The organism is Streptomyces sp. NPDC014764, assembly GCF_043082785.1.
GTDB lineage: Bacteria > Actinomycetota > Actinomycetes > Streptomycetales > Streptomycetaceae > Streptomyces > Streptomyces althioticus.
Genome location: NZ_JBIBXY010000002.1, coordinates 339,515 through 356,600 on the forward strand (window position 1 = coordinate 339,515; position 17,086 = coordinate 356,600).

20 protein-coding genes are annotated in these 17,086 nt (G+C 72.2%); 10 read left to right on the plus strand and 10 right to left on the minus strand.

What is annotated here, in order from left to right; all coding sequences use genetic code 11:
• Positions 1 to 3 precede the first annotated feature (3 nt).
• The 3 genes from ACF1AG_RS06625 to ACF1AG_RS06635 all read left to right on the plus strand — a co-directional run bounded on the left by ACF1AG_RS06625 (position 4) and on the right by ACF1AG_RS06635 (position 2,357).
• Positions 4 to 426 carry an acyl-CoA thioesterase gene (locus tag ACF1AG_RS06625; protein WP_359599559.1) on the plus strand — a complete coding sequence of 141 codons (423 nt, stop codon included), beginning with the start codon at positions 4 to 6 and terminating at the stop codon, positions 424 to 426.
• Positions 427 to 712: 286 nt separating this feature from the next.
• The gene (locus ACF1AG_RS06630; protein ID WP_391809394.1) at positions 713 to 1,597 is read left to right on the plus strand and encodes a lysozyme; all 885 of its coding nucleotides are present in this window, start codon (positions 713 to 715) and stop codon (positions 1,595 to 1,597) included.
• Between the two features lie 106 nt (positions 1,598 to 1,703).
• Positions 1,704 to 2,357, plus strand: a complete 654-nt coding sequence (locus tag ACF1AG_RS06635; RefSeq protein WP_359599557.1) for a peptidoglycan recognition family protein — start codon at positions 1,704 to 1,706, stop codon at positions 2,355 to 2,357.
• A 16-nt stretch (positions 2,358 to 2,373) separates the two neighbouring features.
• Here the strand turns inward: ACF1AG_RS06635 and ACF1AG_RS06640 are convergent, their stop codons facing one another.
• The 7 genes from ACF1AG_RS06640 to ACF1AG_RS06670 all read right to left on the minus strand — a co-directional run bounded on the left by ACF1AG_RS06640 (position 2,374) and on the right by ACF1AG_RS06670 (position 8,096).
• The gene (locus ACF1AG_RS06640; protein WP_359599556.1) at positions 2,374 to 3,765 is read right to left on the minus strand and encodes a nucleobase:cation symporter-2 family protein; all 1,392 of its coding nucleotides are present in this window, start codon (positions 3,763 to 3,765) and stop codon (positions 2,374 to 2,376) included.
• A gap of 249 nt (positions 3,766 to 4,014) precedes the next feature.
• On the minus strand, positions 4,015 to 5,394 hold the full coding sequence (locus tag ACF1AG_RS06645; RefSeq protein ID WP_387795349.1) for an 8-oxoguanine deaminase: 1,380 nt from the start codon (positions 5,392 to 5,394) through the stop codon (positions 4,015 to 4,017).
• Positions 5,395 to 5,512: 118 nt separating this feature from the next.
• A complete protein-coding gene (gene pucL / locus ACF1AG_RS06650) occupies positions 5,513 to 6,418 on the minus strand; it encodes a factor-independent urate hydroxylase (RefSeq protein WP_387795351.1) in 906 nt (301 codons plus the stop codon).
• A gap of 5 nt (positions 6,419 to 6,423) precedes the next feature.
• Positions 6,424 to 6,813: a hydroxyisourate hydrolase gene (gene uraH, locus ACF1AG_RS06655; RefSeq protein ID WP_359607792.1), complete on the minus strand. Its 390-nt coding sequence runs from the start codon at positions 6,811 to 6,813 to the stop codon at positions 6,424 to 6,426.
• 6 nt (positions 6,814 to 6,819) lie between these two features.
• Complete coding sequence (gene uraD, locus ACF1AG_RS06660; RefSeq protein ID WP_359607790.1) at positions 6,820 to 7,329, minus strand: 2-oxo-4-hydroxy-4-carboxy-5-ureidoimidazoline decarboxylase; 510 nt, start codon at positions 7,327 to 7,329, stop codon at positions 6,820 to 6,822.
• A 150-nt stretch (positions 7,330 to 7,479) separates the two neighbouring features.
• Entirely contained in the window at positions 7,480 to 7,848 is a 369-nt protein-coding gene (locus ACF1AG_RS06665) for a helix-turn-helix domain-containing protein (protein WP_359607788.1), read from the minus strand.
• On the minus strand, positions 7,845 to 8,096 hold the full coding sequence (locus ACF1AG_RS06670; protein WP_359607786.1) for a thiamine-binding protein: 252 nt from the start codon (positions 8,094 to 8,096) through the stop codon (positions 7,845 to 7,847). Before ACF1AG_RS06670 ends, ACF1AG_RS06665 begins: the two co-directional genes overlap by 4 nt.
• Before the next feature lie 113 nt (positions 8,097 to 8,209).
• Between ACF1AG_RS06670 and ACF1AG_RS06675 the strand changes: the two genes are divergently transcribed.
• The 4 genes from ACF1AG_RS06675 to ACF1AG_RS06690 all read left to right on the plus strand — a co-directional run bounded on the left by ACF1AG_RS06675 (position 8,210) and on the right by ACF1AG_RS06690 (position 11,440).
• A complete protein-coding gene (locus ACF1AG_RS06675) occupies positions 8,210 to 9,040 on the plus strand; it encodes a TIM barrel protein (protein WP_391809395.1) in 831 nt (276 codons plus the stop codon).
• Between the two features lie 47 nt (positions 9,041 to 9,087).
• Entirely contained in the window at positions 9,088 to 9,978 is an 891-nt protein-coding gene (locus tag ACF1AG_RS06680) for a 2-hydroxy-3-oxopropionate reductase (RefSeq protein WP_391809396.1), read from the plus strand.
• 319 nt (positions 9,979 to 10,297) lie between these two features.
• Positions 10,298 to 10,534, plus strand: a complete 237-nt coding sequence (locus tag ACF1AG_RS06685) for a hypothetical protein (protein ID WP_163077696.1) — start codon at positions 10,298 to 10,300, stop codon at positions 10,532 to 10,534.
• Between the two features lie 192 nt (positions 10,535 to 10,726).
• The gene (locus ACF1AG_RS06690) at positions 10,727 to 11,440 is read left to right on the plus strand and encodes a TIGR04222 domain-containing membrane protein (protein ID WP_391809397.1); all 714 of its coding nucleotides are present in this window, start codon (positions 10,727 to 10,729) and stop codon (positions 11,438 to 11,440) included.
• Positions 11,441 to 11,609: 169 nt separating this feature from the next.
• Here ACF1AG_RS06690 and gcl read toward each other — a convergent pair whose 3' ends face one another.
• Positions 11,610 to 13,394: a glyoxylate carboligase gene (gcl, locus tag ACF1AG_RS06695; RefSeq protein WP_391809398.1), complete on the minus strand. Its 1,785-nt coding sequence runs from the start codon at positions 13,392 to 13,394 to the stop codon at positions 11,610 to 11,612.
• 211 nt (positions 13,395 to 13,605) lie between these two features.
• On the opposite strand from gcl, the gene ACF1AG_RS06700 reads away from it, so the two are divergent.
• Genes ACF1AG_RS06700 through ACF1AG_RS06710 form a run of 3 tightly spaced genes read left to right on the plus strand, consistent with a single transcriptional unit; the run spans position 13,606 to position 15,333 of the window.
• Complete coding sequence (locus ACF1AG_RS06700; protein WP_391809399.1) at positions 13,606 to 14,280, plus strand: hypothetical protein; 675 nt, start codon at positions 13,606 to 13,608, stop codon at positions 14,278 to 14,280.
• A 43-nt stretch (positions 14,281 to 14,323) separates the two neighbouring features.
• On the plus strand, positions 14,324 to 14,869 hold the full coding sequence (locus ACF1AG_RS06705; RefSeq protein ID WP_387795358.1) for a GNAT family N-acetyltransferase: 546 nt from the start codon (positions 14,324 to 14,326) through the stop codon (positions 14,867 to 14,869).
• On the plus strand, positions 14,866 to 15,333 hold the full coding sequence (locus ACF1AG_RS06710) for a GNAT family N-acetyltransferase (protein WP_387795359.1): 468 nt from the start codon (positions 14,866 to 14,868) through the stop codon (positions 15,331 to 15,333). The genes ACF1AG_RS06705 and ACF1AG_RS06710 overlap by 4 nt, the downstream gene beginning before the upstream one ends.
• 51 nt (positions 15,334 to 15,384) lie before the next feature.
• On the opposite strand, the gene ACF1AG_RS06715 is transcribed toward ACF1AG_RS06710, so the two are convergent.
• Positions 15,385 to 16,107, minus strand: a complete 723-nt coding sequence (locus ACF1AG_RS06715) for an SDR family oxidoreductase (RefSeq protein ID WP_359602365.1) — start codon at positions 16,105 to 16,107, stop codon at positions 15,385 to 15,387.
• 4 nt (positions 16,108 to 16,111) lie between these two features.
• Positions 16,112 to 17,029 carry a LysR family transcriptional regulator gene (locus ACF1AG_RS06720; protein WP_391809400.1) on the minus strand — a complete coding sequence of 306 codons (918 nt, stop codon included), beginning with the start codon at positions 17,027 to 17,029 and terminating at the stop codon, positions 16,112 to 16,114.
• Positions 17,030 to 17,086 lie beyond the last annotated feature (57 nt).

Sequence of the window (17,086 nt, forward strand, 5' to 3'; positions counted from 1 at the left end):
GCAGTGAGCAAGCCGTATTCCGTCCGCGTGACCGTGCGCGGATACGAGACCGACGTGCAGGGTCATCTGAACCAGGCCGTGTATCTGAACTACGCGGAGCACGCGCGCTGGTCGCTGCTCCAGGAGGCCGGGATCACGCAGTCGCGTCTTCAGGCGCACGGGGTGGGCCCGGTCGCGCTGGAGACCACGATCCGCTACAAGCGGGAGCTGCTCGCCGGGGACGAGGTGGACGTGAGCTGCGTCTTCCACTGGGGCGGGGGCAAGACGTTCACCATCGAGCAGACCGTCACGAAGACGGACGGGACGGTCGCGGCGGAGGTCAGCGCCGTCGGCGGGCTGCTGGACCTGGAGAAGCGCAAACTGGTGCCGAGCCCGCAGGACGTGTTCCGCGAGCTGACGAAGGACACCGCCCTGTTCGGGCTGTAAGGCTCTGTCGCACCGTCAGAGGGGTTCACCCGACCGGGTTCCGGGACACCGGAGCCCGGTTTCCTGCTTTCATCCGATGAAAGTTTCCTCCGTTCGGCTCCCAAGTTTCCTGGCCATCCGCTCCTACAGTGGACCAGACCACCAGAGAAGCAAGGAGACTCTTTACAGTTCGTCAATCTACGTGCGTAACTAATGACGCGCGCACGTCAAGAAGTACGGAACTGCCCAGGTGGCAGCGGCCGACGTCACCTCCTTCTCATCCCCACATGTGTCAGGAGGCAAGTCCATGCAGGTACTCCCCCACGTCTCCCGCCTCGGCAGACGCACGGCCACCGCGCTCGGCGTCCTCGGCGCCGCCCTCGCGCTCACGGCCACGTCCGCCACCGGTGCGAACTCCGCACCGCAGCCCGATCCTCAGCCCCTCACCATCAAGCCCGGCCAGGCGTACATGGGCGTCGGCGCCCGCATCCACGAGGGCAACCCCGCCGCCGAGGAGCCTTCGCGCGGGCTGCTGGCCCCCACCGACGGCGTCCAGGGCATCGACGTCTCGCACTGGCAGGGCAGCATCAACTGGACCTCCGTGCGCAACGCCGGCATCCAGTTCGCCTGGATGAAGGCGACCGAGGGCACCGGCTACAAGGACCCCCGCTTCAACACCAACTACCCGGCCGCGCACTCCGCGGGCGTGATCCGCGGGGCGTACCACTTCGCCCTGCCCAACGCCTCCAACGGGGCCAACCAGGCGACCTACTTCGCCAGCAACGGCGGTGCCTGGTCGCGCGACAACCTGACGCTGCCGGGCGTGCTGGACATCGAGCACAACCCGTACGGGGCGATGTGCTACGGCCTGTCCACCACGCAGATGCGCACGTGGATCAACGACTTCTACACCACCTACAAGGCCCGGACGGGCCGCGACGTCGTCATCTACACGACGGCGAGCTGGTGGAACACCTGCACCGGCAGCTGGACGGGCATGTCGTCCAAGAGCCCGCTGTGGGTGGCGCACTGGACCTCCGCGTCGTCGCCCACCATCCCCGCCGGCTTCCCCACCTGGACGGTGTGGCAGTACACCTCGACCGGGTCGGTCTCCGGCGTCTCGGGCAACGTCGACCGCAACCAGTTCAACGGTTCCCGCGACCGGCTCCTGGCCCTCGCCAACAACACGTGACGGACTGACAGGTCCGTACGCACGCGGCCACACGGAGGGGCCGGACGTCCTCGGACGCCGGCCCCTCTCCGCTTTCGCCCCACACCCCTTCTCCCGAGGAGTGATCGTGCATCCCAGCAACCTCTTCCGGCGCCGTCTCCTGCTCGCCGGCGCGGCCGGGCTCGCCGCCGGCGCCGTGTCCGGTGTCGCGCACGCGCGCGGCGGCGCGGCCGTGCAGCCGGACATCGACGGCACGAAGGTCTGGGGCGCCCGGTCCCCGCAGGGGACCGTCAGCGTCCTGCAGTACCGTCCCAGCCGGATCGTGGTCCACCACACCGTGTCCGCCAACTCCGCCGACTACTCCCGTGCCCGGGCGCACGTCCACGCCCACTGGGTGCAGGACCTGCACATGGACGACAACGGGTGGGTGGACACCGGCTACAACTTCCTGGTGAGCCGGGGCGGCTGGATCACCGAGGGCCGCACCGGCAGCCTCCCGGCGCTCACCGGCGGACGGACGTTCGTGCTCGGCGCCCACACCTCCGGCCAGAACACGCAGGCCATCGGCATCGCCTGCGAGGGCCAGTACCACGCGGGCGCGCAGCCGCCGCAGGCACAATGGGACGTCCTCGTGGCGCTGTGCGCGTACGCCTGCGACCAGTACGGGATCGCGTCCACGCAGATCTTCGGGCACAAGGACTACGGCACGACCGAGTGCCCGGGCGTCTACCACGACATGCTGCCGCAGCTGCGCGCGGAGGTGGCGGCGGCCCGGGCCTGACCGGGCCGCCGGGCCGTCAGGAGGCCGCCGGCGCCTTGCCCGTGGAGGCGGCGAGGTCCTCGCCCGTCTCCATCGGGTGGGTGACGTCGGCGGCCTCACGGCCGCCCCGGCCCAGGTGGTTGAAGACGAGGTTGAGCAGGACCGCGACGACGCAGCCGGTGGAGATGCCGGAGTCCAGGACGATGCGGGCCGTCTCCGGGAACGCGTGGTAGAACTCGGGCGCGCTGATCGGGATGACGCCGACGGCGAGGGACACGGCGACGACGAGGACGTTGTTGTCCTTGTCCAGGCCCGCCTTGGCGAGGGTCTGGATGCCGCTGGCGGCGACCGACCCGAAGAGGACCACCCCGGCGCCGCCGAGCACCGGGCGCGGTACGACGGCGATGAGCGAGGCTGCGACCGGACACAGGCCCATGAGGACGAGGAAGCCGCCGCCGGTGGCGACGACGAACCGGCTGCGGATCCGCGTCATCGCGACGAGGCCGATGTTCTGGGCGAACGCGCTGCACATGAAGCCGTTGAACAGCGGGGCGAGCGCCGACCCGAGCGTGTCGGCGCGCAGCCCGGCCGCGATGGTCCTCTCGTCCGCGGGGCGCTCGACGATCTCGCCGAGGGCCAGCATGTCGGCGGTCGACTCGGTCATCGACACGACCATCACCACGCACAGCGAGATGATCGCGGCGAGCTGGAACTGCGGGGCGCCGAAGTGGAACGGCGTGGGGAAGCCGACCAGGTCCGCCTCGGCGACCGGGGAGAAGTCGGTGACACCGAACGGGACGGCGATCAGGGTGCCGGCGACCATGCCGAGCAGTACGGCGATCTGCTTGACGAAGCCGCGGGTGAAGCGGCGCAGCAGCAGCACGATGAGGAGGGTGATCGCGGCGAGGCCCAGATTGACGGCCGAGCCGTAGTCGTCCGCGTCGGGGCTCGCTCCCTGTGCCCAGCCGAAGGCGACGGGCAGCAGGGAGACGCCTATCAGGGTGATCACGGTGCCGGTGACCACGGGCGGGAAGAAGCGGACGGCCTTGCTGAAGAAGGGCGCGGCGAGGAAGCCGAGCAGTCCGGCGACGATGACCGCACCGAAGATGATCGGCAGGGCGTCCTTCTTGTCGTCGGTGGAGGCGACGATCGCGGTCATGGGGGCGACGCCGGCGAAGGTGACGCCGTTGACGAACGGCAGCCGGGCGCCGATCTTCCAGACGCCGACGGTCTGGAGGAACGTGGCGAGGCCCGCGGTGAACAGGCAGGCGCCGGTGAGGAAGGTCAGTTCGGCGGGGGTGAGACCGACGGCCGCGCCGACGATCAGGGGCGGGGCGACGACGCCCGCGTACATGGCGGCCACGTGCTGCAGGCCGGACGTCGCCATCTTCGGCGCGGGGAGCTTCTCGTCTACGGGATGGTCGGCCACTGCGGTGTTCCTCCGGTCGGTTGCACGCCGGGGCCGGCGTGGTTGTCAGGGAGGTGCGGGCGGGCGTGGGTACCTCCCGCTCGAGTGCGGCCGAGCGTGGGGAGGGACGGTGACGTCCGGTGGAGCGGGGGTGTGCGCCGTTCCCGGGGCGCGCCTGGGCACGCCCCGGAGACGGCCTCCGCGGATCCCGTACGGGTCCGCGGTCTCCGGGCCGGGAGCCGTCCCTCCCGGCCCGGAGACGTACGGGGGTCAGGCGTGCCCGGCGATGCGGGCGAGGCGCCGCGCCTCGGCGCGGGTGGTGCGGGCGACGGCGTCCTCGTCGGCGGTGAGGAGCCGGTTGTTCTCGACGATCTGACGGCCGTTCACGAAGGACGCGGTGACCGGGGCGGCGGCGCCGAACACCAGGGCGGTGACCGGGTCGGCGACGGAGGCGTGGGCGAGGGTGTCCATGCGCCAGAGCACCAGGTCGGCGAGCTTGCCCGGCTCCAGGGAGCCGATCTCGTCCGCCCTGCCCAGCACGCGTGCCCCGCCGTGGGTGCCGAGACGGAGCGCCTGGCGTGCGGTGAGGGCCTTCTCGCGGTGGGCGCCGAGGCGGTTGATCAGCAGGGCGTTGCGCAGCTCGGTGTGGAGCTCCCCGGACTCGTTGGACGCGGTGCCGTCCACGCCGAGGCCGACAGGGACGCCGGCCGTGAGCATGTCGGGGACGCGGGCGATGCCGGCGGCGAGGCGGGCGTTGGAGGACGGGCAGTGGGCGACGCCGGTGCCGGTACGGGCGAACGCGGCGATGTCCGAGTCGTTCATGTGGACGCAGTGGGCCATCCACACGTCGTCGCCGAGCCAGCCGGTGGACTCGAAGTAGTCGGTGGGGCCCATGCCGAACAGCTCGTGGCAGAACTTCTCCTCCTCCACGGTCTCCGAGCCGTGGGTGTGCAGCCGTACACCGAGGCGGCGGGCCAGTTCGGCGCCCTGGCGCATGAGTTCGGTGGAGACGGAGAACGGGGAGCAGGGGGCGACGGCGACCTGGGTCATCGCGCCGGGCGAGGTGTCGTGGTGGCGGCGTACCGTCTCCTCGGTGGCGGCGAGCGCGTCGTCGAGGGTCTCCACCGCGAAGTCCGGGGGCAGTCCGCCGTCCGACTCGCCGCGGTCCATGGAGCCCCGGGCGAGGGTGAAGCGGACGCCCATGTCGCGGGCTGCGGTGATGATCGCCTCGGACAGGTCGCCGGAGCCGCGCGGGAAGACGTAGTGGTGGTCCATGGCGGTGGTGACTCCGCCGCGCGCCATCATCGCGAGGGACCCCTGGGCCGCCGCGTGGACCATCGTCTCGTCGATGCGCGCCCAGGTCGGGTAGAGGGCGACGAGCCAGTCGAAGAGGTTGTGGTCGGTGGCCAGGCCCCGGGTGAGCCACTGGTAGAAGTGGTGGTGGGTGTTGACCAGGCCGGGGGTCGCGAGATGGCCGGTGGCGTCGATCCGGCGGGCGACGTCCGCCAGGCCGTCGGGGGCCGGGCCGGGGCCGAGCGACTCGATGCGGTCGCCGGCGAGGACGAGGTGTCCGGTGGCGTGCTCGGTGTCGTTCGCGTCGACGGTGGCGATCGCGCAGTTCTCGATGACGGTGCGCCGGTCTGCTGCCATGGTGCGTCCTTTTCGCGTACGGGGAGAGGGCACGGCAGGACCCTGGGGTTTTGAGTGCCGTGGCCGGGCGGGTGCGGGGCGCGGGTACCCGGCCACGGGTGCCGATGTGGGGGTGCGGTCAGAGGTTGGTGGAGTCCACCGGGATCCGCGGCTCGCAGCCGTCCCTGAGGACCGTGGCCTCGATCAGGCCGTAGGGGCGGTCGGAGGCGAAGTACACCGCTCCGTCGGGGGTGTCGTTCTTCAGGCCGAACGGCTCCAGGTCGACCAGGAAGTGGTGGCTGTTGGGGAGGGAGAAGCGGATCTCGTCGACCTCGGCGCACTCCTCGACGACGCGGGAACCCATCTGGTACAGCGTCTGCTGGAGCGAGAGGGAGTACGTCTCGGCGAAGGCCCGCAGCATGTGCTGCTTGACCCGGGCGTACGAGGCGTCCCAGTCGGGCATCTCCTGCGCGTCGTCGGTCCAGTTGAACCGCCAGCGGGCGGAGACCGAGGTGGCGAGGATCCGGTCGTAGGCCTCCTTGAGGGTGGTGTAGCGGTCCTTGACGTAGCCCCAGAACTCGGAGTCGGTGGAGTTCATGACCGTGAGGTCCTTCAGGCCGGAGACGACCTCCCAGCTCGCGCCGTCGTAGGTGACCTGGGTGAGGCGGGTCTCCTGGCCCTTGCGGACGAAGGAGTGCCTGGCCTCGCCGGAGGCCTCGATGCGCTCCCAGGAGTACTCCTCGATGCGGATGCGCGCCCGGTGGATGGGCTCCTGCGAGGTGACGAAGTGGCGGGCGAGGTGGACGCCGAACTGCTCGGCCGACTCGATGCCGTGTTCCTTGGCGAACGCGTACACCGTGTTCTTGGTGGTGTCGGTCGGCAGGACGTTGGCGTTGGAGCCGTTGTAGTGGACGTCGTCCATGTCGCCGGAGAGGGCGACGGAGACGTTGAGGTCCTTGATGTGGTGGGTGGCGCCGTCCCGCGTGATCTTGACGACTCGGTTCTCGGCCTTGCCGTACTGGTTCTGTCCCAGGATCGTGGGCATGGGTGCTAGCTCCCTCGGTAAACGGAGTAGCCGAACGGGTTGAGCAGCAGCGGTACGTGGTAGTGCTCGCCGGCCGTGACGGCGAAGGTGATCGCCACCTCGGGGAAGAACACGGCACCGCTGTCCCGATGCGCGGGGGCGTCCTGCTGAGCCTCGGCCTTCTTCTCGAAGTACGGCTCCACCTCGAAGTCGAGCCGTACATGGGTGGTTCCCTCCGGCAGGGCCGGCAGGTCCTTGCACCGCCCGTCCGCGTCGGTCGCGGACCCTCCGAGCTCCCGCCAGGCGGCCTGCCGGCCGGGGCGGGCGGAGAGGCGTACGGCGACGCCCCCGGCGGGGCGGCCCACGCTGGTGTCCAGGATGTGCGTGGACACGGAGGCGGTGGTGTCGGTGCTCATGCGACGTCAGTCCTCTTCGACGAGTCGGGTCAGCCGGATGCGGTTGATCTTCCCCAGTTCGGTGCGGACGATCTCGTGTTCCCTCTCCGGCGGGTTGCCGAGGCGGTCGCGCACGGCGTCCCGCATCTCCTCGGCGGTGCGGCCGGTCGCGCAGATCAGGAACACGTGGCCGAACTTCTCCTGGTAGGCGAGGTTCAGCTCCAGCATCTCGGCCCGGAGCTCGTCCGTGGCCCCGGCCATGCCGCGCTGTTCACGCGCCGAGGTGGGGTCCCCGGGCTCGGGACGGCCTATCGGCGGGTGCCCGGCCATCGCCTCGGCCAGGTCGGCCTCGGTGAGCGCGGCCGTCGCGGCGTCGCTCTCCGCGTACAGGGCCTCGGGGTCTGCGTACGGGCGGGCGGCGAGCAGCCGCCGGGTCCAGCCACCGGAGGCGCAGACCTCGAGGAGTGCGGTGTGCGCCGCCTGCTCCTCCAGGGCGTTGAACCGGGCCAGGCCCGGGGGCGTTGCTGTCGACGTCACGGGAGCCTCCGTGGCCGCGAACGGCCGTGTGCTGCGAACGGGCGTGCCGACAGTGAACGCCGTCACGCACCGGGCGTCAACAGTTTGTTGAAAAATCCGTGTGACGTTTGAGTGAGGCGTCCGGGCCGGGCTCCGTGAGGGCGCCTCACCTCAGGCGTCCTTCTCGCGGTTGAGGTAGTTGTAGACGGTGAAGCGGCTGACACCGAGCGCGCTCGCCACCGTCTCCACCCCGTGCCGCACGGCGAACGCCCCGCGCGCCTCCAGGCTGCGCACGATCTCCTGCTTCGCCTTGCGGTCCAGCTCCGCCAGCGGGACACCTCTGCGGCGTTCCAGCGCGGCCAGGATGTGGTCGAGGGAGTCCGCGAGCTGCGGCAGCCGTACGGCGACGGCGGCGGCGCCCTCCCAGGAGAGCACCACGTCGTCGGGGCCGGCCTCGTCCGGCGGGATCATCTCCCCGCCCATCGCGTCGACCAGTGGCTTCACGGCCGCGATGAAGGCGCCCTGACCGGTCCCGCTCACCGGCCGCCCTCCTCGACCACGTTGATCTGGAGGGAGACGCGGGTGGCACCGGCGGTCAGGGTGCGGCGCAGCATGGCGTCCACGGCGGCCAGCACCGCGTCGGCGCCGCCCTCGGCGGTGTTGCCGAACGGCCCGACGTCCACCTCGTCCAGGTCGGCCGTCTCGATGACCTCGCGCGCCACGACGGCGTGCTCGGGCGCCTCGTCGAGGTCGAAGGGCTCGGTCGTGAACTCCACTCGCAATCGCACGGGGCCAACCTACCGACCTCTTGACAGCCCTTCACCCGCACGGGCAATCTTCCAGTAAGCAGAAAGCTTATTCCGTCATACGGAAAACACGATTGCGAAGGGAGCGCGGCCCGATGGGATTCGCCGACCAGCGCTTCACCGTCAACCTGTCGATCCTCTTCACCGAGCGCCCGCTCCTCGACCGCCCGGCGGCCGCCGCCGAGGCCGGTTTCGGCTCGGTCGAGCTGTGGTGGCCGTGGGTCGACTCGCCCGTGCCGCCGCGGTCCGAGCTGGACGCGCTGCGCAGGGCGATCGAGGACGCGGGGGTACGGCTCACCGGCCTCAACTTCTACGCCGGGCGACTGCCGGGACCCGACCGGGGCGCCCTGTCCGTGCCGGGCGAGGAATCGGACCGGTTCCGGGCGAACGTCGAGGTCGCGGCCGGTTTCGCCGAGTCGCTCGGCTGCCGCGCGCTGAACGCGCTGTACGGCAACCGGGTGGACGGCGTGGACCCGGCCGAGCAGGACGCGCTCGCCCTGGAGAACCTCGTCCTCGCCGCGCGGGCCGCCGACCGGATCGGCGCCGTGCTGCTGATCGAGGCGCTGAACCGGCCCGAGTCGCCGCACTACCCGCTGGTGTCGGCGCCGGCCGCCGTCGGCGTCGCCGACCGGGTCAACGCGGCCACGGGACTGGACAACGCGCGCTTCCTGATGGACCTGTACCACCTGGCCATGAACGGCGAGGACCTGCCGGCGGTCATCGACCGGTACGCCGACCGGACCGGGCACGTGCAGATCGCCGACAGCCCCGGACGCGGGGCGCCCGGCACCGGGTCGCTCCCGCTGGAGGAGCTGCTGGACCGGCTGCGCAAGGCCGGTTACGACGGCCGGGTCGGCCTGGAGTACAAGCCGGGCGACGGCCCGAGCGCGGAGGCCTTCGACTGGCTGCCGCGCGAGGCCCGCTGACGCACTGACGTATCTGCACGTACCGAGTCGTACCGAGAGGCACCCTCATGAGCACCCTTCCCAAGGTCGCCTGGATCGGTCTCGGCATCATGGGCTCCCCCATGTCCGAGAACCTGGTCAAGGCGGGCTACGACGTCACCGGCTACACCCTGGAGCGGGACAAGCTGGACCGGCTGGCCGCCGCCGGCGGCACCGCGGCCTCCTCCGTCGCCGAGGCGGTGCGGGACGCCGACGTGATCGTCACGATGGTCCCCGCCTCCCCGCAGGTCGAGGCCGTCGCGTACGGCCCCGACGGCATCCTGGAGAACGCCCGGCGCGGCGCCCTGCTGATCGACATGTCCTCGATCACCCCGCAGACCTCCGTCGACCTGGCCGCCGCCGCGAAGGACAAGGGCGTCCGGGTGCTCGACGCGCCCGTGTCCGGCGGTGAGGCCGGGGCGGTCGAGGCGGTGCTGTCCATCATGGTGGGCGGCGACCAGGCCGACTTCGACGAGGCGAAACCGCTGTTCGAGGCGCTGGGGAAGACGATCGTGAGGTGCGGTCCGCACGGCTCCGGGCAGACGGTGAAGGCCGCCAACCAGCTGATCGTGGCCGTGAACATCCAGGCCTGTGCGGAGGCCGTGGTCTTCCTGGAGAAGTCCGGCGTCGACCTCGCGGCCGCGCTCGACGTCCTGGGCGGCGGGCTGGCCGGCTCGACCGTGCTGGCCCGCAAGAAGGACAACTTCCTGGGCCGGGACTTCAAGCCGGGCTTCCGCGTCGACCTGCACCACAAGGACATGGGCATCGTCACCGACGCCGCCCGCACCGTGGGCGCCGCGCTGCCCGTCGGCGCCGTGGTCGCCCAGCTGGTGGCGAGCCTGCGCGCCCAGGGCGACGGCGGGCTCGACCACTCCGCGCTGTTGCGGGCCGTCGAGCGGCTGTCCGGCGCGCAGGTCTGATCCCTGCCGCATCCCTGAGACCCCGGGCGGCGCCAGCGCCGACATCAGTCCCGTCGCGCCCAAGGCGGCGGCGCCGCCCGGAACCCACGGCCCGCACCGCGACGCCGTACGGCCCGGATGAGGGGTGGCCGTACGGCGTCCGCGGGATGCGGGCGGGGCGAGGGCGCCGCGGCGGCGTGCGAGCCAGTGCGGTGGTGAACGCCGCGGTCCGTCTCCTACGACCTGAGGGGAGACGCCCGCGGCCGTCGCCGCCGCCGCGGCCCCTGGCCCACCGTCCTCCCGGCGTGCGGATCCGCCCGGACCGCAGCAGCCTGGGGGCATGGCACATCCGACGGAGCATCCGCACATCGTGGTCCACGCGCCCGCCCTGGACGGCTCCCGGCGGGTCACCTCCGACGACGCGACGCTGGGCGTCGCCACGCACACCGACGACGTGGGTGAGATCCTGCGCCTGGCCGACCTGTACGTCACCGACGTCGAGGACGCCGACTTCATCGAGTGGCAGGGCGGCGGCCCGGACGACTGGCCGGGACTGCACGAACACCACGAGGCGTGAGACGCGGGCGTACCGCAACGTCGGCAGGCGGCGCCGTACGGCAATGTCCGTAGGGCGGCTACGGCACCCTCAGATGAACCTCTGAACACGGCCTACCGAGGCTTCGGCGGGCCCCGCGCGCGGAACCATCCCCGCACACGGGGCCCGTCGGCACCGGGGCGGCGGGCCCCTGTTCCGAGGGGGTGTCCTGTCATGGCCGACGCCGAACGCGTACGGGAAGCGCCGCACGAACTCGCCCTGCTGGCCGCGGGCCCGCGCGCCGCCGTCGTGGTGGCCGTCGTCGCCCTGCACCTGCGCGGCGCGGTCGAGCCGGCCTCACGGGGCAGGCTCGTGGCCGTCGACAACGAGGCGGGGCGCGCGCTGCCGCCGCTGCCGCCACCGGACGAAGACCTCGACGTCCAGGCTGAGCTGCGGGTGCCTTACCTGGAGAGCGCTGTGCACCAACGGCTGCACCGGCCGTGCGAAGTACGGGAGTTGCTGCGCGACCCGGACGTCCGGTGGGCGGTGGACACGCTGAAGGCCGGGATGGCCGACACGGGCCTCGTGAGTCCGCCGCCGCTGCTGGGTACGACGCGGGCGGCACGCCGGCGCCTGCACGTGCTGCGCGCCGCGTATCCCGTCCCGTCGAGCCGGGACGGCCTCTCCGACGAGGTCGCGCTGCTGGCCGTAGCCCTGCACGGCCGGGCGGCCCTCCGCGCCGCCGTCCCCCGCTTCGCCGTCCGCGCGGGCCTCACCCCCCGCATCCGCCTCCGCCACAAGCGCGCCCTGCGCCACTTCATCCCGGCTTCCGGCGGCTCCAGCGGCGCCTACACAGGGCCCCACTACTGCGGCGGCGGGTTCTGCGGGGGTGGGAGTGGCGGTGGTTGCGGGGGCGGAGGGGGTTGTGGAGGCGGAGGGGGGAACTGAGCCCGGCCCCCTCGAAGACTTCTGCGCGGCCTCCGGTCCGATCCTGGCGCCCGGCGCGGCGGTGAGCCGACGCGACGGGGTGGTGGCAGGGGCGGCGGTGAGCTGACGCGGACGCGACGGGGCGGCAGGGGCGGGGTGCCCCGCCACCCCGCCCCTGCCACCGCTGTGGTCACACCTTCAGCGGCCGGACCGCCGTCGGTGCGTGGCCCGGTTCCGTCGCGACCGGTTCGAACTCGACCACGTTGCTGATGTCGTTCGTCGTCGACATCGCGATGTTCGTGACGCGTTCCAGGATCGCCTCCACGATCACCGGGACGCGGTGTTCCGCCGCGAGCTTCTTCGCCTGCTCGAAGGCCGCGCCCAGTTCACCTGGGTCGGTGACGCGGATCGCCTTGCAGCCCAGGCCTTCCGCGACCTTGACGTGGTCGACGCCGTAGACGCCCAGTTCGGGCGTGTTGATGTTCTCGAACTCCAGGTTGACCTGGAAGTCGATCTCGAAGGCGCGCTGGGCCTGGCGGATCAGGCCCAGGTAGGCGTTGTTGACGAGGACGTGGACGTACGGGATGCGGTGCTGTGCGCCGACGGCCAGCTCCTCGATCATGAACTGGAAGTCGTAGTCGCCGGAGAGGGCGACGACCTGGGCCTCCGGGTCGGCCTTGGCCACGCCCAGCGCCGCCGGGACGGTCCAGCCGAGGGGGCCCGCCTGGCCGCAGTTGATCCAGTGGCGCGGCCGGTAGACGTGCAGCATCTGCGCGCCCGCGATCTGGGAGAGGCCGATGGTGGTGACGTACCGCGTCTCGGGTCCGAACGCCTTGTTCATCTCCTCGTAGACCCGCTGCGGTTTCATCGGCACGTCGTCGAAGTGCGTACGGCGCTGCAACGTGGCGCGCCGTTCCTGCGCGGAGGCCGCCCAGGCCGTGCGGTCGGGGAGGCGGCCCTCCGCCCGCATCTCCTCGGCGACCTCGACGAACAGCTCCAGCGCGGCGCGCGCGTCGGAGGCGATGCCGTAGTCGGGGGCGAAGATGCGGCCGATCTGGGTCGGTTCGACGTCGACGTGCACGAAGGTGCGGCCTGCGGTGTAGACGTCGAGGCGCCCGGTGTGGCGGTTGGCCCAGCGGTTGCCGATGCCGAGGACGAAGTCGGACTCCAGGAACGTGGCGTTGCCGTAGCGGTGCGAGGTCTGCAACCCGACCATGCCGGCGTTGAGTTCGTGGTCGTCGGGGATGACGCCCCAGCCCATCAGCGTCGGCACGACGGGCGTGCCGGTCAGCTCCGCGAACCGCACCAGCAGGGCGGCCGCGTCGGCGTTGACGACTCCGCCGCCCGCGACGATCAGCGGCCGCTCGGCGGCGTTCAGCATGCCGAGCGCCTTCTCGATCTGCGCGCGGGTCGCGGCGGGCTTGAAGACGGGCAGCGGCTCGTACGTGTCGGGGTCGAACTCGATCTCCGTCAGCTGCACGTCGATCGGCAGGTCGATCAGCACGGGCCCGGGACGGCCGGAGCGCATCAGGTGGAACGCCTGCTGGAAGACACCGGGCACCTGAGCCGCCTCCAGCACGGTCACCGCCATCTTGGTGACCGGCCGGGCGATGGCCGCGATGTCGACGGCCTGGAAGTCCTCCTTGTGGATCACCGCGGTCGGCGCCTGCCCGGTGATGCAGAGGATCGGGATGGAGTCGCCGGACGCCGAGTACAGGCCGGTGATCATGTCGGTGCCGGCCGGACCGGACGTGCCGACGCACACGCCGATGTTGCCGGGGTGGGTGCGGGTGTAGCCCTCGGCCATGTGGGAGGCGCCCTCGACATGGCGGGCGAGGGTGTGGCTGATGCCGCCGGACGCCTTGAGCGCCGCGTAGAACGGGTTGATCGCCGCGCCGGGGACACCGAACGCGACGCCGACGCCCTCACGCTTGAGGATCTCGACCGCCGCGCGGGCAGCCGTCATTCGAGCCATGGAGTACTCCTGCTTCGGCTTCTCGGATTCGCACGCCCGTCGCGCCCCGCGGTGAGCCGCTTCCGTTATTCCGTATTGCGGAAAACTGTTTCTGCTATCTGGAATGAATGTAGAAGCGGCGGGCGGAGGCCGTCAAGAGAGCCGCAAGTACGGGACACCGGCGGGCAGGAGGAGGACGATGGACCCGCCTCGAGAACAACGGAGTCGCTTCATGTCCGAGAGCCTCCCGGTGCGTTGTCCCGCCTGTCGGCGCTCGCACCGCTACACGGCCCCGGCGTACCCGTGCGCCTGCGGTGCGCCCGTCGCCGCACCGCTGGACCCGGACAGGGTGCCGGCCGCCGTCGGGGAGCGCTCCTGGCGCGAGGAATGGGTGACCGTGCGCTGCGGCAGCTGCGGCACGCGCGGCGAGTGGCCGCACCCCGAACTGGGCTGCCCCTGCGGGACGGTGCTGCGCATCCCGGTCACGGGGGAGCGGCCCCAGGCGCCGGCCGCCGGAGGGCCGTCGCGGCCCGCCGCCCCCACCGTGCCGATCCGCACGGCGCGCGACGCGGTCACGGCCGCCGTGCTGTATCTGCGCCGCCTCGGCCACGACGACATCCGGCGCGCCGACCAGCGGCCGACGTCCGGCATCGGACTGGCCGGCCGGGGTGTGCTGGCCCAGCTCGACCCGTCGGCGCGGCGGGCGACCCCGCGGGACGTGGAGTGCCTGTGGCTGACCGCCATGACGGAGTCCGCGGCCTGCCTGTACTTCTCCCTCTCCGGCTACAGCGCCGAGGCCCGCGCCCGCGCCGACGCCCTGGACGTCCCGCTGTTCGTCCTCGAACCGTCGGGCGCCGCCCGCCCCGAGAACGCCCCGGCGATGGCGCTGGACGCGGACGCGTCCTGAAACTCCGGCGACGCGCGCACCGGGTGGGCCCGATACTCGTCGGATGCGCATCCGTCCCGCCGCCCCCGCCGAACTGCCCGCGCTCCAGGACCTCGAACGGGCGGCCGGCGCGCCGTTCCGCGACCTGGGCATGGCGGAGATCGCCGACGACGAGCCGCCCGCCCTGGAGGTGCTGGAGCGCTACCGGACGTCCGGCCGCTGCTGGGTCGCGGCGGGCGAAGGACACGGCCGGCCCCTCGCATATCTGATCGCCGAGCCGGTGGACGGCGCGCTGCACGTGGAGCAGGTGTCCGTCCACCCGGACGCTGCCCGCCGCGGCATGGGCCGCACCCTGCTCGCCCACGCCGCGCACCGGGCCCGCGAGGAGGGCCTGCCCGCCCTCACCCTGACGACCTTCACCGAGGTTCCGTGGAACGCCCCGTACTACGCACGCCTGGGCTTCCGCACCCTGAGCGAACCCGAGCTCACCCCGGGGCTGCGGCGGATCCGCGCCGAGGAGACCGCCCACGGCCTCGACCGGTGGCCGCGCGTGTGCATGCGGCTCGAGCTGCCGCGCGGCGAGACGACGTCCGGAGGCCCGTCCCGATGACGATCAGGCCGGCACGCGCGCACGACCTTCCCGGATTCCTCGGCCTGGCGGCGCAGGTGGAGCAGTGGTTCGGGCCCATGGTCGACGAGCCCGGTTTCCACGACGCGGTGCGTGAGCACATCGCCGCGTCCAGGGCGCTGGTCGCCCCCTCCTCGGGGCCGGGACTCCTCGGCGGGCTGCTCTTCGGGGCCGAGGCGCCGACGTACCACGTGCACTGGCTCGTCGTCTCCCACCGGGCCCGCGGCACGGGCGTCGGACGCGCGCTGATGGAGGAGGCGGTACGCCGCTGGGTGCGCGGCCCCGGCGAGCTCGAGGTGGTCACCTTCGGGCCGGACCACCCCGGTGCCGAGGTCAGCGGCGCCCGCGTCTTCTACGAACGGCTCGGCTTCACCCCCGCCGAACCCGCCGCTCCGGGGCCGGAGGGCGGCTCCCGGCAGGTCTTCCGCCGGACGGTGGGCTCCTGATCGCCGCATGCCCGGCACCCGGGAGGGAGTCGTCCCGGACGTCGTCCGGTCTCAGGCGGCGAGGGTGCCGCCGTCGACGACCGACACCGTGCCGGTCACGTAGTCCTGGTCCATGAGGGCGAGGAACGCCTTGGCCGCGTCGTCCGGCTCGGCCACACGGCCCAGCGGCAGGGACGCGGCGAGACCGGCGTACATGTGCTCCCGGTCCGCCTCGCTCATCCCGGACCACAGCGGCGAGCGCACGACCCCCGGCGCCACGGCGTTCACCCGCACCGGCGCCAGTTCCACGGCGAGACTGCGGGCGGCGGACACCACCGCGCCGCAGACCGCGGCCCCAAGGGTCCATCCGGGGCCGCCCTTGAAGGCCGCCGTGCCGCTGGTGAGGGTGACGGACCCGCCCGGTGCGAGATGCGGTACGGCCAGCCGGACGGCCTCGAGGGCGTGGAACAGGCGAAGGGCGAAGAACGCGCTCGCCCGGTCGACCGTGTAGTCGGTGAGCGGAAGGCCGGTGAGATTCTCGCCGGCCGTGTAGGCGAGGTGGTCGAACGTGCCGATCTCGTCGAAGAGGGCCGCGACCGCGTCGCCGGAGCTCGCGTCCACGGCCCGCCCCACGACACCGGCGGGAAGCTGCGCGAGGGCGCGCTCGACGGACGCGGCCCGGCTCGACGCGATGGTCACCGTCGCTCCGGCTTCGGCGGCGCGCCGGGCGACGGCGAGGCCGATGCCGCTGGTTCCACCGAGGACGACGATGCGGGAGGAAGAGTTGATGGTCATGCGTTCAGGGTCCGTCCGGGACCGCCGCCGCGTCCAAGACCCTTTCCGTCGTCAGTGATGCCCGCAGGGTATGAGCGAGCGCGATCGCGCGGTTCAGTGCGGCCGAGTCGCGCCCGGCGGTCCAGGCCACGCCGACAGCGCTCGGCGCCAGCCCCGCCACCGGACGGGCGACGACGTCGGTCCGGGTGTAGAACCGGGCCGTCGACACCGGGAGGAACGCCACCCCGGACGAAGCGGCCACCCGCTCCAGCTTGATCTCCACCTCATGCGGGTGGTCGCCCCCGGCCGGCACCGGCAGACCGCGTGCGAGCCGGGCCTCACGCCACTCGGGAGCCGCGTCCGGGGACTGGAGGAGGTCGTACTCGGCCAGGTCGTACAGGCTCGGATCCTCGGCGGCGGCGAGGGGATGCGAGGCGGACAGGACGACGATCCGCTCCTCCTGGAACAGCGGCTCGACCTGGAGACCCCGGTGCGGAACGGGAAGGCGCACCAGACCGAGGTCTACACGGCCGTCGAGGATCGTCTCCACCTGGTCGTGCCAGCCCGTGCGGACGAGGTCGATCCGGATGCCGGCGCGCCACTGCCGCAGACCCTGCACGATGGGCGTGACCAGCAAGCCCGGCATGAAACCGATGGCCAGCCGCTCGGTCCCCTGGGCGGCCTGACGGGCACGTCGTTCCAGGGCACCGGCCGACCGCAGCAGTTGCCGTCCGTCCTCCGCGATGGACCGGCCCGCGTGGGTCAGGTCGGTGCCCCGCGTCGAGCGGTCGAACAGGACCACACCGAGCTCTCGTTCGAGCAGCGCGATCTGCCGGCTGAGCACGGGCTGGGCAATGTGCAGCTCCTGCGCCGCCCGGCTGAAACTGAGCGTGTCGGCGACGGCCACGAAGTAGCGCAGACGCCGCAGATTGAGCTCCGACATGCACAAATCCTACGGCGCGAGGAGCGGCACCGGCGCGAGGAGCGGCACCGGCGCGAG